Origin of the sequence: Niallia sp. 01092 (genome assembly GCF_052318935.1) — a bacterium.
Taxonomy (GTDB): Bacteria; Bacillota; Bacilli; order Bacillales; family Cytobacillaceae; genus Niallia.
In genome coordinates this window covers 1-13277 of sequence record NZ_JBQRKO010000022.1, presented here as the reverse complement: position 1 = coordinate 13277, position 13277 = coordinate 1, and the positions used below count along the sequence as shown (strand labels likewise).

The 13277-nt window shown below is 34.5% G+C and carries 17 protein-coding genes; 4 read left to right on the top strand and 13 right to left on the bottom strand.

Going from position 1 to position 13277, the window contains the following annotated elements:
- Positions 1-10: 10 nt before the first annotated feature.
- Entirely contained in the window at positions 11-646 is a 636-nt protein-coding gene (locus ACTXGU_RS17995; protein WP_443482918.1) for a helix-hairpin-helix domain-containing protein, read from the bottom strand.
- An 87-nt stretch (positions 647-733) separates the two neighbouring features.
- Between ACTXGU_RS17995 and comER the strand changes: the two genes are divergently transcribed.
- A complete protein-coding gene (gene comER / locus ACTXGU_RS17990; RefSeq protein ID WP_443482917.1) occupies positions 734-1567 on the top strand; it encodes a late competence protein ComER in 834 nt (277 codons plus the stop codon).
- A gap of 105 nt (positions 1568-1672) precedes the next feature.
- Here the strand turns inward: comER and ACTXGU_RS17985 are convergent, their stop codons facing one another.
- The 8 genes from ACTXGU_RS17985 to ACTXGU_RS17950 form a co-directional block, all read right to left on the bottom strand.
- Positions 1673-2419, bottom strand: a complete 747-nt coding sequence (locus ACTXGU_RS17985; protein WP_443482916.1) for a class I SAM-dependent DNA methyltransferase — start codon at positions 2417-2419, stop codon at positions 1673-1675.
- On the bottom strand, positions 2416-2772 hold the full coding sequence (gene rsfS, locus ACTXGU_RS17980) for a ribosome silencing factor (RefSeq protein ID WP_443482915.1): 357 nt from the start codon (positions 2770-2772) through the stop codon (positions 2416-2418). The genes ACTXGU_RS17985 and rsfS overlap by 4 nt, the downstream gene beginning before the upstream one ends.
- A 4-nt stretch (positions 2773-2776) precedes the next feature.
- Complete coding sequence (gene yqeK, locus ACTXGU_RS17975; protein WP_443482914.1) at positions 2777-3343, bottom strand: bis(5'-nucleosyl)-tetraphosphatase (symmetrical) YqeK; 567 nt, start codon at positions 3341-3343, stop codon at positions 2777-2779.
- On the bottom strand, positions 3333-3905 hold the full coding sequence (locus ACTXGU_RS17970; RefSeq protein WP_443482913.1) for a nicotinate-nucleotide adenylyltransferase: 573 nt from the start codon (positions 3903-3905) through the stop codon (positions 3333-3335). Before ACTXGU_RS17970 ends, yqeK begins: the two co-directional genes overlap by 11 nt.
- Before the next feature lie 21 nt (positions 3906-3926).
- Positions 3927-4220, bottom strand: a complete 294-nt coding sequence (gene yhbY / locus ACTXGU_RS17965; RefSeq protein ID WP_443482912.1) for a ribosome assembly RNA-binding protein YhbY — start codon at positions 4218-4220, stop codon at positions 3927-3929.
- Positions 4221-5051 (bottom strand): shikimate dehydrogenase, encoded by an 831-nt coding sequence (gene aroE, locus ACTXGU_RS17960; protein WP_443482911.1) that lies wholly within the window; start codon positions 5049-5051, stop codon positions 4221-4223.
- A 257-nt stretch (positions 5052-5308) separates the two neighbouring features.
- On the bottom strand, positions 5309-6412 hold the full coding sequence (yqeH, locus tag ACTXGU_RS17955; RefSeq protein ID WP_443482910.1) for a ribosome biogenesis GTPase YqeH: 1104 nt from the start codon (positions 6410-6412) through the stop codon (positions 5309-5311).
- Positions 6413-6931 carry a YqeG family HAD IIIA-type phosphatase gene (locus tag ACTXGU_RS17950; RefSeq protein ID WP_443482909.1) on the bottom strand — a complete coding sequence of 173 codons (519 nt, stop codon included), beginning with the start codon at positions 6929-6931 and terminating at the stop codon, positions 6413-6415.
- Between the two features lie 383 nt (positions 6932-7314).
- Here ACTXGU_RS17950 and ACTXGU_RS17945 point away from each other — a divergent pair, with 383 nt between their 5' ends.
- Complete coding sequence (locus ACTXGU_RS17945) at positions 7315-7455, top strand: sporulation histidine kinase inhibitor Sda (RefSeq protein ID WP_443482908.1); 141 nt, start codon at positions 7315-7317, stop codon at positions 7453-7455.
- 247 nt (positions 7456-7702) lie between these two features.
- On the opposite strand, the gene ACTXGU_RS17940 is transcribed toward ACTXGU_RS17945, so the two are convergent.
- Positions 7703-8515, bottom strand: coding sequence for a phosphatidylserine decarboxylase (locus ACTXGU_RS17940; protein WP_443482907.1), 813 nt, complete (start codon positions 8513-8515; stop codon positions 7703-7705).
- 124 nt (positions 8516-8639) lie between these two features.
- On the opposite strand from ACTXGU_RS17940, the gene pssA reads away from it, so the two are divergent.
- On the top strand, positions 8640-9179 hold the full coding sequence (gene pssA / locus ACTXGU_RS17935) for a CDP-diacylglycerol--serine O-phosphatidyltransferase (RefSeq protein ID WP_443482906.1): 540 nt from the start codon (positions 8640-8642) through the stop codon (positions 9177-9179).
- Positions 9180-9304: 125 nt separating this feature from the next.
- Here pssA and ACTXGU_RS17930 read toward each other — a convergent pair whose 3' ends face one another.
- Together ACTXGU_RS17930 and ACTXGU_RS17925 are read right to left on the bottom strand one after the other, a co-directional pair.
- Entirely contained in the window at positions 9305-11101 is a 1797-nt protein-coding gene (locus ACTXGU_RS17930; protein ID WP_443482905.1) for a M3 family oligoendopeptidase, read from the bottom strand.
- Positions 11102-11468: 367 nt separating this feature from the next.
- Complete coding sequence (locus ACTXGU_RS17925) at positions 11469-11663, bottom strand: hypothetical protein (RefSeq protein WP_443482904.1); 195 nt, start codon at positions 11661-11663, stop codon at positions 11469-11471.
- A gap of 249 nt (positions 11664-11912) precedes the next feature.
- On the opposite strand from ACTXGU_RS17925, the gene ACTXGU_RS17920 reads away from it, so the two are divergent.
- Positions 11913-12233, top strand: coding sequence for a hypothetical protein (locus ACTXGU_RS17920; protein WP_443482903.1), 321 nt, complete (start codon positions 11913-11915; stop codon positions 12231-12233).
- Positions 12234-12349: 116 nt separating this feature from the next.
- Here the strand turns inward: ACTXGU_RS17920 and sigK are convergent, their stop codons facing one another.
- Entirely contained in the window at positions 12350-13066 is a 717-nt protein-coding gene (gene sigK, locus ACTXGU_RS17915; RefSeq protein ID WP_443482902.1) for an RNA polymerase sporulation sigma factor SigK, read from the bottom strand.
- Positions 13067-13277: the final 211 nt, after the last annotated feature.

Here is a 13277-nt window from a genome sequence, read left to right as displayed (position 1 = left end):
CTACTTTTTCTTATTTTACCGTTACTAGTTCAGCTAATTTTTCATATGTTTTTTCGCCGATGCCGGTGATTTTTTTTAAATCTTCTTTCGTTGAAAAACCCCCGTTAGCATCTCTGAATTCAATGATGACTGCAGCTTTTGCTGGACCGATTCCAGGCAATGTCTCTAAATCTGCTGCTGTTGCACTGTTTAATTCGACTAAATCATTTTGTGTACCATTTGGAGCAGCAACCTCTTTGCTGGCAGAAGAGGCAGGGATGTTTGCTTCCCCCTTAACAGGAACATATATGACCATTTCATCTGTTACTTTTAATGCGAAGTTAATGCTCGTTTCATCGCCTGTTTCTTTTATACCACCTGCTTTTTTGATGACATCCACTACTCTTTCTCCTTGATTTGCTTCATATACTCCAGGATGATTTACTGCTCCTTTTACATCTACTACCATCGTTTGATCCTTCTCATTTTCTTTTACTGATGAAACAGGTGCAGCAGCTTGCAACGGTTCTTCCCCTCCCTCGCTTTGGACTGTTATTTGTCCTTCTTGATGACTAGCGCTCACAAAAGGGAAAAGCAAATACACAATAAGGGCCGCAGCGATTCCCCCACATATGATAACTGTTTTATTCTGTTTTATCCAATTCATGACAATAATTCTTCCTTTCTTGGTATATTTTTTTTAATCATTTCATATCGTTATATGAGAAACCGCTCATTATAGGGGGGGAGAAAGATGAAAATCGGAATGATTGGAACTGGGAATATGGGGAGAATACTCATTGAAGCAATGCTCGATAGTAATGCAATATCCCAAAAATCAATGCTTATTCATAATCGTACGAAAAGCAAAGCATTAATAATAAAAGATGCCTATGCCAACATTGTTGTTTATGATGATTGTATAGAGGTTGTAAAGGAGGCAAACCTTGTTTTTTTGTGTATTAAACCACATGATACTTTTAACGTATCAAAAGAAATTGCACCATATGTTACAAGTGACATGTGCATTGTAACCATTACAAGTCCAATTGATCCAGAGCAGCTGGAGCTTTTTTTTGACTGCTCTGTCGCTAGAATCATACCTAGTATTACAAACAGAGCGCTCGCTGGTGTGTCTTTATTTTCTTTTGGGAATCAATGCACCGATGAATGGAAAGAAACATTAACAACCTTATTTACATCCTTTTCGACACCAATAATAATTGAAAATAATATTACAAGAGTCTCATCTGATATCGTGAGCTGCGGACCAGCTTTTTTCAGCTACTTAACACAACGGTTTATAGATGGTGCAGTGGAAGAAACAGAAATCGATAGCGTTACTGCCACAAAATTAGCAAGTGAAATGTTAATTGGTTTAGGAGAGTTATTAAAAAAAGGATACTATACTTTGCCTACATTACAAGAGAAAGTTTGTGTAAAAGGTGGGATAACAGGGGAAGGAATCAATATTTTGGAACAACAGCTTGGAAACACATTTAATCAATTATTTCAGGCGACACATCATAAATTTGAAGAGGATTTAGAAAAAGTAAAACAATCAATAACCATTCAAAAAGAGGAATAATCCTTACTTTTAATAGTTTCGAGAGGACGATATAAAACTCCTTCTTTATTTCGAAAAATTCTCCAAAAAAAAGATGACCGGATCATTTCCGTGCCATCTTTTTCGTCAGTCTGCTTTTTTGCAGAAAAAGAAAATTCTTTCTGCTTCCGCATTGATTTCCCCTTCTTGGAAATCAGCTGCTACTTTTATTACAGTAAAACCAGACTTCGCTAACCAGGTTTTATATTGATCAACAGAAAAGGTTCGTTGAAAATGAAGCTCATCATAACGATTGTACTTCCCGTCGTGACCCAATGCAAAAAACGTTAATTCATGCTCCACACTGTTTGGATATTCCCCATCATAACATTGCCAAATTAAACTTAAATCTTCATCGTTTAGCGCATATGTTTGATTAATAAAAAGGGAGTTCATCTTGTACAACGAATGAACATCAAAAATAAATAATCCATTTTCATCTAAATGTTGATAGACACTTGCAAAAGTAGCCAACACCGCTTCTTCTGATTCTAAATAATTTAAAGAATCACAGAAAATGCCGATGATGTCAAAAAGGGGCAGACCTTCCAATGACGACATATCTTGTTCTAAATAAAAAATAGTTTGTCCACTATCGACTGTTTTCCCTTGAGCGACACTTAACATATCTTCGGATAGGTCTACACCAGTAACTTGAAAACCAGCTTCTGCAAGCCTAATCGATAATTCACCTGTGCCACATGCAAGATCCAAAAGATGATTCCCAGTTAAGCCAAAGTCTTGCTTCGCTTGTAAAATCAGCTCCAACCATTTGTCATATGGTACATCGCTCATTAACTTATCATAAAGATAAGCAAACTTTCCGTAGGTCATTGACTAATCACGCTTTGAATATTTTCTGTCGGTGCATCTCCCCATAAACGTTCCAAATTATAGTACATTCTTTCATCACGATGGAAGATATGAGCAACAATATCACCTAAATCAACTAGTACCCATTTAGCTTCATGATAGCCTTCCAAACGTTTAATATTCACACCAATTTCTGCACATTTTTCTTTAATTTCACTTGCAATTGCCTGCACTTGCTTATCTGAATTTCCATGACAAATAATAAAATAATCAGATACAAGTGAAATTCCTTTCATGTTTAGAGCAATAATATTTTCCGCTCTTTTATCATCCGCTGCTTTCACAGCAGTTAACAGCAATTTACGATCTTCCATTCCATCAATCCTCCATTTTCATTACGATGCTATTATACATTTGAAAAGTTAATGGAAAAACCGGACGATTATTCGTTATCAAAAAATTCATCGTGTTTTTCACAGATTGTATAAATCCTTCGTTAAAATTGACAGCTGTCAATTCTCTTACTTCTTCTACACCAGGAAAGTTTCTTCCCGGTTCTATATAATCAGCTAAATAAACGATTTTCTCCAGCAGGCTTATTCCTGGTCTGCCTGAAGTATGATATTTTATCGCATCGAGCACTTCTTGATCTTGTATGCCTGCTTCTTGTTGCACAAGATATGCTCCCACAGGTGCATGCCATAATTCAGAATGAAAATTCAGCAATTGCGGGTCCATCTTTTGAGTGATTATGATTGTTTTCATTTCCTCTTTAGGTCGGAATTTCGCATAATCATGAAAGATTGCAGCAAGTTCCGCTTTCTTCACATTCTCGCCATATTTTTCAGCAAGCTCAATCGCTGTTTCCATCACACCAACCGTATGCAAATACCGTTTTTCCGTTAATTGCTCCTTCACAATCGCAAGTGCTTGTTCACGTTTCATAAAGGCTATTCTCCTTTATATAACTTTTCACTTCATCTTTTACTAAATACTGAATGGTTTCTCCCTTTTTCAAACGCTCTCGAATTAAGTTAGAAGAAATATTAATAGCTGGCACATCGACATATCGAACTGGATACTTTGTTTCATGATTATAATTCGGCCGATTTACGCTAATAAATTCAACCATTTGTATTAATTCTTCTATTTTATACCATTTCGGTAAATATTCTACCATATCAGCACCAATAATAAAATGAAACGCTGCATTTGGGTATGCTTCTTTTAAAATTTTCATCGTTTCATACGTAAAAGACTTTCCTTTACGGTTAAGTTCAATCGGCTGCACTTGAAATTTCGAATGTCCTTTAATGGCTAATTGCAACATTTGCAAGCGGTTCTCATTCGAAACAGTTCCTGTTTTTATTTTATGCGGAGGTTCTTGATTTGGCATAAACCAGATCTCATCTAATTGTTCATGATGAAGCACTTCATTTGCAATGATGAGATGCCCAATATGAGGAGGATCAAAAGTCCCCCCCAATATTCCTATCTTTTTTTTCAACGAAATCCCCTCTTCTAGTAATTAAGATGGCAAGTTAATCGTTTTATTTTCTTTTGATTCTTTATATAAAACAATAGTAGATCCAATAAGCTGCACTAATTCACTTTTTGTCCCTTCCGCAAGCTCAGCTGCCACTGTTTGTTTATCCTCATCACAATTTTGCAGAATACTCACCTTTAATAGCTCTCTTACTTCTAAGGCTTCTCCAATTTGTGTAATCATATTTTCATTTACTCCACCTTTACCAACTTGAAAAATTGGATTTAAATGATGTGCTTTTGCACGTAAAAATCGTTTTTGTTTCCCTTTAAGCATTTAATTTCCTCCTAATTGTGCTAACACATTTCTTTTCATACGTTCTGTATCCGGAAAAACGCCTGTCCATTTTTCAAAAGCTAATGCTCCTTGAAACACAAACATTTCTAGGCCATTTTGCGTTTTAGCTCCCTTGCTTTGCGCCACTTGCATTATTTTCGTTGTTAATGGATTATATATTATATCACTAACAAAAGCTTTATTGTTTATATTTGATATATCTAATGGCACTTCCATAACATTTGGAGACATTCCGATAGACGTTGTTTGAATAATTAAATCATAATCCCCACAATTTGCTGCTGCAGTATCCATATCTACTATTTCTGTTGCAACTGAATACGGACAGGCCTCTTTTAAATTTATTGCCTTATCTAACGTACGATTGACGATATCGATTCTTGCTACCCCATGATGAGCTAGTGTAAAATAAATCCCTCTTGCTGCACCACCAGCACCAATCATTAATATCTTCTTATCATGAAGAGTGGTTAATTTAGATAATAATCCTCTTAAATAGCCAGCTCCATCTGTATTGTAGCCTATCCATTTTCCATCTTCATTTACAACAGTATTAACCGCGCCAATTGCTTCACTTAATGGATCAAGATCATCTAAAAAAGGAATGATATCCGTTTTATGTGGCACCGTTACATTAAATCCTGAAACATTCATTTCCGATAATTGCTGTAGACCTTCTTTCAACATTCCTTTTTTGATATGAACTCGTTCATATACTGCATCCATACCGTAGAATTGAAACAAATCATTATGCATAACAGGTGACATAGAATGTTGTATAGGATCTCCAATAACCACATATTTCTTCATTTGTAACTCTCCCTATTTTTTCTATTTATAATGTGTTCCATCCTTTTAAATTAAGGCTGTTTTCTCAAAGTTTGTTGTTTCATAAAACATTTGGAATAGCGGTTTCTTAGCAGCCTGCATACACGTAGACTCCTGTGGGAATGCGAGAAAGAAGAGACCCCACAGGAGCGTATGCGACGAGGAGGCTCGACGCTCGCTAAACGGACGAAGTGTATTCAGGCAGCGCGTTTAAAAGCAACTATCTATTCGAAAACAGCCTATATTAAAGATTTTCTAACGATAGCATGAACACCTTTTGGAACATAAACAGATACTTGAATATTTGCCTCATTGACAGTAATCCACCCTAATCCTGAAAAGACAATGTCTGTTTTCGCTTCTTTTATCGTAAAGTCATGCTTTACTAACTGCGGAAATTCATCTAACTGATCTCTGCGAGGAGGTGTCAGCATTTCTCCAACATGTTTTTCGTACAATTCATCCGCATTTTCTTTTTTTGTACGGTGAATATTTATTTCATTGGAAAAATAGCAAACAAATGCCTGGCGTTCCCCTTTTACAAAATCAAATCGCGCCAACCCGCCGAAAAATAATGTTTGACCATCATGAAGCTGATATATTTTGGCTTTAATTTCTTTTTTCGGTGTAATATATTTTAAGTCTTTTTTATCTACGTAATGCGCCATCTGGTGGTGATTAATAATTCCTGGCGTGTCGACTAATGCTTTTCCATCCGCTAACGGAATTTCGATAATATCCAATGTTGTTCCAGGAAAATGCGACGTTGTGATAATATTCTCTTCTCCTGATACTTCTTTTAATATCCTATTAATAAAGGTTGATTTCCCCACATTTGTACATCCTACAACGTAGACATCTTTTCCTTGACGATAATGTTCAATCGCTTCCACTACTTCTTGGATTTGTTGACCTTTTTCTGCACTAACTAAAAACACATCTTCAGGTTTTAGCCCAAGATCTTTCGCTTCTTTCTTCATCCAATTAATGACTTTTTGTTTTTTTACTGATTTCGGTAAAAGATCAACTTTATTGCCGACAAGCAATAATTTGTTTTTTCCTATAAAGCGATGAAGCCCTGGCAGCCAACTCCCATTAAAATCAAAAATATCAACTATTTTTACAATTAAACTATCTCTTTGTCCAATTTCATTTAATATTTTTAAAAAGTCGCTGTCTGTTAATGACACGTCCTGTACTTCATTATAATGTTTCAAACGAAAGCATCGTTGACAAATAATTACTTCTTTTTCTAACGCAGAAGGTGGAGTATATCCTAACTCATTACGATTTGCTGTTTGTATTTCTACTCCACAGCCGATACAATGTATTTTTTCTGTCACTTATTGATCCTCCCATGTTAATTTCCCTTTTTTACGAAACCAATTTAATAGTATTCTTTCAATTTTACGATTTATTTTTGTTATAAATCCGTCTGTTTGGGCGACCGGAACAACTAGAATCGTATGAAATCCATTTCGATTTCCGCCAAGTACATCCGTTAATAATTGATCCCCTATCACCACTGCATCTTCTTTTCGAACGCCCATTTGCAGCAGCGCTTTGCGAAACGCATGCCCCATCGGTTTTCTTGCTGAAAATATATAAGGAATATTTAAAGGATCAGAAAATGCTTTTACTCTTCCTTCATTATTATTCGAAACAATCGTTACTTTTATATTATTTCTTTTCATTTCTTCAAACCATTCGATAATTTTAGGAGTAGCAAGCGGACGATCCCATTCTACTAACGTATTATCAAGGTCAGTTATAATCCCTTTAACACCTTTTTCTTTTAAAAGATCAGGAGTAATGTCAAAAATGCTATTTACATGCTGATCAGGTAAAAAATGATTTAACAATATATTACACCTCTTTATGCTTCATGCTTTTATTTAAGACTATCCATTACTAGTATTGCTCTTATCTATATTTAGTTGAAAAGCAAAGTTATATTATACCTTTTCTTCTCCTTAAAAAGTAGATATGATTCTTTTTTTTCCTATTATCCAAATATTTTTCGACAAAATACGCATATTTCCCCATTTGTGGATAACATTATACACATATTACACACTTATTTCTAAGTAATTTATTCACTTCTTAACAATTTAATCACAGGTTATCCACTTACAACTGTGGATATCAGAACAGTTGTTCTTATTGTTTATTTTTGTTAAAATAAGGGTATAAAAAAGGACAAGCTTTTCTTTTTACATTACTTAATGAATGGAGGTGATCTGACATGCGTAAACTGTCAGATGACTTGTTAATAGAGTCTTATCATAAAGCAAGAGAACTAAATCTTAGCCCAGAATTTATACGTCTCATTGAAACAGAAATTCACCGACGTTCATTAAGTAATAAAATTAAAGCTTCTTCCTAACAAGAAAAGCACAGGCGCCTTGGTCAGCTCTGAAGAAAGATAACCTCTTTACTTTGAGGCAAGAGGTTATCTTTCACAAGGGATAGGTGCTGAAGCTAGACACTCGTCTAGCTTCAAAAATTTATCATTTTTTCATTTAAAAAGCCCATTAATGGGCTTTTCTATCTAAGATCCACCTATTCCATTTTACAAAAGCATTCTCGCCTTTAAGCCTAACTATATTAATTATTTTAAAAATCGTTGATTATTAACAAATCTCCTCATTTTCCTCGCAATTCAACGTCAAATCGCCAATTACTTCACCTATTTTAACTGGATATGGAGTAGAAAGAAAGTCTTTGCTTGTAAATGCTCCTTTTTCAAATAATAAAATAACCGTTGATCCAAACGAAAAGTAAGCCATTTCTTCCCCTTTTTTTAACTGCTCCCCTTGATGGGACAAGACAATGGAGTTAATAAACATGGCACCAACTTTTACAATTGCAGCAAATTGATTATCTGCTATTTTGACTTCTGTAATCGTGCGATAGTTTTTAGCAAGAGTACTTTTTCCATATTTTAATCCCCATTTATTAACAGGATAAGATTTCCCTCCTAACGTCCACTGTTTAACAATCTCTCCTTCCACTGGACTATGTATACGATGATAATGACTTGGGCTTAAATAAAAGATCATATATGTTCCACCAGTATACTTCTGAACAGCTTGTTCACTTCCTAACATTTCGGAGATAGAATATATTTTCCCTTTTACATGAATGGTATGATCACTATAAATGGTTCCGAGGTCTTCAATAATTGCATCAACCGGGCTGGTCACTTCTTTGTTGTCAGCTTTGCTATTTCGTACCCCTGTTTTTAACTTCCTTATAAAAAATTCATGCAAATTTTTATACTCATCTATATTTTTTTCCATTTCTTTTAGATTTATTTTGTAGATCTTTGCAAAAGAAGGAATGATAAGAGAACTAATTTTAGAATGAGCAAACTTCTTAATAATATAAGAACTCCATTTTCCATTAGTTAATTCTATTAAAAAGCGATAAAAAAATAGTTTCAATAGATAAATCCTCCAATAATTTGTAAATTTTTCTTTACGAATAATCATATCGTACATTAAAATTATATATTATTATATAAAAAATAGTTGTATGAAAGGATTTTCATACTAGGAGTGAATTTGAATGTTTTTACCAGACGTTTTCGACCAAACCGTTAAAAAGTTGAAAACACAAATAGCTAATTGCCTCACATTAACCAATTTATGCTTAGGTGGGTTTTCAATTATTTTCAGCCTTCAAGGTCATATTCAATTAAGCTTGTTATTAATCTTCCTTGCTGCCCTTGCTGACAGACTAGATGGTATGGCAGCAAGAAAATTTAATATTGAATCAGAATTAGGCAAACAATTAGACTCTATGGGTGATATTATTTCCTTTGGAATTGCACCTGCACTATTAATATATCAAGGTATATTATATGAATTAGGAGCACCTGGTTCCTTTTTTACCGTTTTGTATATTTGCTGCGGAGCTTTTCGTCTAGCAAGGTTTAATATTACAGAAAACAATGGCTATTTTACAGGTCTGCCAATTACCGCTGCAGGTTGCATTATCACATTTTTAAGCTTAGGAAGAAGCTTTATTCCGCCACAATTTTATTTATTTTTCCTATTAATCTTGTCAATTTTAATGATCGGTAATTTTAAATGGAGAAAAATTTAAGCTGGAGAAGGAATTTTAGTTCCTTCTTTTTTTGGTATGATGCCTGACAACACAGACAACAAAAACCCCCTTTCACTTTTGAAACATGATGTGAATGAAGGTTTTTTGTTCTAAATTTTTGCTGCCTACTTCGTTAATGCTAAAAACTCGTTAACATCGTCGATACATAGCTGAACAGCACTTTCCCAAAATGCTTCTTCTGTTAAATCCACATCAAGATGCTTTTTCGCCAGCTCTTCCACCGTCATACTTGCTGTATCTTTTAATAATGCAATATATTTCTTTTCATAACCGGCTCCTTCTTGTAATGCTTTTGCATAAATCCCAAGAGAAAATAAATAGCCAAACGTATATGGGAAATTGTAAAAAGGAACGCTGGTACTATAAAAATGCAGCTTTGATGCCCAAAAAGATGGATGATATTCAGCTAATGCTTCACCATAAGCGACCTTTTGTGCTTCTAACATTAACTCATCTAATCGCTCCTTGCTTACTATTCCTTTTTTACGTTCTTCATAAAACATTGTTTCAAATAGAAAACGTGCATGTATATTCATTAACAATACGATGGAACGTTGGATTTTATCTTCCAATAAGCTTAGTCTTTCTTCTTCATTTGCTGCGTTTTTAACTGCTGCATCCGATACAATCATTTCTGCAAAAGTAGAGGCTGTTTCTGCGACATTCATCGCATAATTTCGATTTAATGTATGCATATTCTTCATTGCATATGTATGAAAACCATGTCCGAGCTCATGTGCCAAAGTGGATACATTGGATGTCGTTCCGGAATAAGTCATAAAAATACGGGATTGACCGCTTTCTGGAAAATAAGTATGAAAGCCTCCCGGTCGTTTTCCTTGTCGATCTTCTGCTTCAATCCATTTCTCTTCAAACGCCTTTTTTGCAAAAGAAGTCATTTCTTCCCCAAATTGCGAAAAATACTTTAAGATAAAAGCAGCGCCTTCTTGATAGGACATCTTGGATTCTACTTTACTAAGTGGTGCATCTAAATCGTACCAGCTCAATTTATCGACACCAAGCAGTTTTGCTTTTCGCTCTAAAAATTGCACAAATGATTTTTTGTGTTTAGAAATGACATGCCACATAGTTTGCAGCGTTTTTTCCTGCATACGGCTATCGGTTAACGGTTCCTTTAAAACATTCTTCCATCCTCTTTTTTCATACACATTTAGACGAAATCCTGCCAAATGATTTAACGTTTTAGCCAATAGCGCTCCTTTATCATCCCATGCTTTTTCCCATTCAGAAAATACATCTTTACGAACTTTACGATCAGGATAGGAAAATTTATTTGCAGCTTGACCCACTGATAAAACTTTTGTTGTGTTCGCTTCATGAAACGGAATTTGCATGCTGCCTACAATAGTATCGTACATTTGTCCCCAACCGTGGTAACCATCGATGCTTAACTTATTTATAAGTTTTTCTTCTTCTTCTGAAAGCTTTTCTTTTGCCCCTGTTCTTCTTTCTGTTAAAATAAATGCCAGCTCTGACACCCCTTCTCCTTCAAGAAGAATACGCCATTGCTCTTCGTTATAAGAAGCTAGTTTCCCATCAAATGTTGTTAAAACATTTTGAAATGCAGCACTTAATTCCGTAACCTGACCTCTTAATGCATCTGCCTCTTTATCTTCCATATTTTGCGCTTGTAAACAGCTGACAAATGCCCCAGCTTGTCTAATTTTTTTCACGACACCTTCAAACAAATCAATTATTTCTTTTACTAGTGCTTGATCCTGTTTTCCATCTTTAGGATGATAATTTTGTACTTTATCAGCAAAGTATTTAATGCTTTCCTTTGTTTTTTGAAGATGTTCTTTAAAAGCAGGAGAACTGCTTCCACCTTCGAAAAATACATCTAAATCCCAGACTGTTGAATAGGCTGTTGTTGACAACATTATCTCCCCCTCATTTTTCATTACTATTACATTATAATTTTATTAGGGAAGAAATTCTATTAATTCCATCTTAATGAAAACCCACTTTTTATTTTATTAATATATTTTTTTCATTTCTTTATTTTACATTTGATCAAAACTAAGAACGTACTGACAAAGAAACTTGAAAGCAATACTACTTGGATATAATAATTAGGAAGTGCTTCTACTAAAAAAGATCAAGAGAAGCAACGAATCGAAAATAGGGAAGCCTACCGTAAAAAAAACGAGGAACACAAACGATGTTCAGCGTTTGTGTAACCAACTAGGGAGATAGAAAATTATTACTGAATGGGGATCCACTTAATCTAAAGAACCTTGCTGATTCTTAACAAAATTGGTTCCCGATAAACCAAAAGCTTCCAAATATAATAATAATAACAAATAAAATGATAAGCAAAGCAAACCATGCACCACCGGCTAAACCATAACATGCCCCATATCCAGCTGGAGCCGGGTAAGGGTAACCTCCTGGTCCTATTGGTCCGCTTGGAAAAGCTTGATAAGGATTACAATATGCCACTGTTTACACTCCTCCTCTCTTTACTAAACTATTCATTTTTCCTGCACATTGTTTAGGCTAATTTACTAGTAGATTTATTTTTCGTTGCGACATTACATTCATTCACTTGATCCCATTTTCCACTATATATAAACACTTCTATCATTTTAATGAACCGTGTTTCTCATTTGATCAGGAACTTTTTAAAATGGCAATACTATAGCGCATACTCTATTCAGACAAGCATAAGATGTATAGAAGGAGGAGTGAATGATGAAAAAAGGACTTGCAGGTTTTATTGTCTTGCTATTGTTGGCTTTTACAGCATATGTAGAGACACCGACAGCAAGTATTAATAAAAATTATGTTTATTTTTACGGAGATACAGGTGAATCAACAGAAGTAAATGCAGAGGAAAAAACATTAGGAGCTCCTGAACTAGAATACAAATTGGATTCTACAGTTAAAGAGAACGGCTACATAATAGAAACGCACAGAGAATATGAAATATACAAAGACCGCAATGGAGAATTAGTGAAAACAGTAGCAACTCCAAATACACAAACTTTACAATATAAGATCAATGAATAAGTACCAGTAGAATCATATGCTTCCTTTTTAAAAAAAGGGGTACTTTTTATTTTTTGAGTACCCTTTTTTTACGGAATATATTAATAAAGTTATTTTTATATAATTTTATTCAATACTTAATTATTTCTTCTTTTTTCTTTTTCAGCCCGATAAAATTCATGGAACATTTTCATCAGTGCTCGTTTTTCAATTCTCGAAACATAGCTTCTAGAAATACCCAGCTCTTTGGCAATTTCTCTTTGTGTTTTTTCTTTCTTCAAATCCAAGCCGAATCGACCAACAATTACTTCTTTTTCCCTGTCATCTAACACATCAATATATTCCTTTACTTTTTCTAATTCCATATTGAGTTGTATCGTATTAACAACATCCTCCGACTCAGATTTTAATACATCAATTAAACTAATTTCATTGCCCTCTTTATCTTGGCCAATTGGATCATGAAGGGACACGTCTTTTTTTGTTTTCTTTAAAGCTCTTAAATGCATTAGTATTTCATTTTCTATACAGCGAGCAGCATAGGTGGCAAGCTTCGTTCCTTTTCCTTCAGAAAAACTTTCGATCCCTTTGATGAGACCAATTGTTCCAATGGAAATAAGATCTTCTGAATCTTCACCTGTATTTTCGAATTTTTTTACAATGTGTGCAACTAAGCGTAAATTATGTTCGATTAACATATTACGTGCATGTGAATCGCCTTCAGCCATCAACCGTAAATATTTTTTTTCATCTGCTGCGGATAATGGCTGTGGGAACGCATTATTTTTAACGTAGGAGACAAGAAACACTAATTCTTTTAGAAAAACTCCGAGCGAATATAAAATTCCAGACATTGTTCCACCTCCACATTCAAGGACTTTTGCCTATACTTTATTACTATGTGAAGAAGGGGGATGTTTTGCCTGTCCTGTTGATAATAATCTTTAGAAAATATTTGTTGTTTATATTTGGATGGGAATAAAAAACTTTCTTATGTAACTGGAGCCAAGTTTGATCGTCTCCACTAATCTCAAAATCTACAAAAATTTTATTTATGTAAAATGA

What these genes read in the sequence shown, in the direction of transcription:
- ACTXGU_RS17945 (WP_443482908.1), top strand. Translation starts at nt 7,315, where the DNA reads ATGCGTAAACTGTCAGATGACTTGTTAATAGAGTCTTATCATAAAGCA.
- ACTXGU_RS17930 (WP_443482905.1), bottom strand. Translation starts at nt 11,101, where the DNA reads ATGTTGTCAACAACAGCCTATTCAACAGTCTGGGATTTAGATGTATTT.
- ACTXGU_RS17995 (WP_443482918.1), bottom strand. Translation starts at nt 646, where the DNA reads ATGAATTGGATAAAACAGAATAAAACAGTTATCATATGTGGGGGAATC.
- rsfS (WP_443482915.1), bottom strand. Translation starts at nt 2,772, where the DNA reads ATGGAAGATCGTAAATTGCTGTTAACTGCTGTGAAAGCAGCGGATGAT.
- yhbY (WP_443482912.1), bottom strand. Translation starts at nt 4,220, where the DNA reads ATGCTTAAAGGGAAACAAAAACGATTTTTACGTGCAAAAGCACATCAT.
- ACTXGU_RS17920 (WP_443482903.1), top strand. Translation starts at nt 11,913, where the DNA reads ATGATGAAAAAAGGACTTGCAGGTTTTATTGTCTTGCTATTGTTGGCT.
- pssA (WP_443482906.1), top strand. Translation starts at nt 8,640, where the DNA reads ATGTTTTTACCAGACGTTTTCGACCAAACCGTTAAAAAGTTGAAAACA.
- yqeK (WP_443482914.1), bottom strand. Translation starts at nt 3,343, where the DNA reads ATGAAACGTGAACAAGCACTTGCGATTGTGAAGGAGCAATTAACGGAA.
- aroE (WP_443482911.1), bottom strand. Translation starts at nt 5,051, where the DNA reads ATGAAGAAATATGTGGTTATTGGAGATCCTATACAACATTCTATGTCA.
- ACTXGU_RS17985 (WP_443482916.1), bottom strand. Translation starts at nt 2,419, where the DNA reads ATGACCTACGGAAAGTTTGCTTATCTTTATGATAAGTTAATGAGCGAT.
- comER (WP_443482917.1), top strand. Translation starts at nt 734, where the DNA reads ATGAAAATCGGAATGATTGGAACTGGGAATATGGGGAGAATACTCATT.
- sigK (WP_443482902.1), bottom strand. Translation starts at nt 13,066, where the DNA reads ATGTCTGGAATTTTATATTCGCTCGGAGTTTTTCTAAAAGAATTAGTG.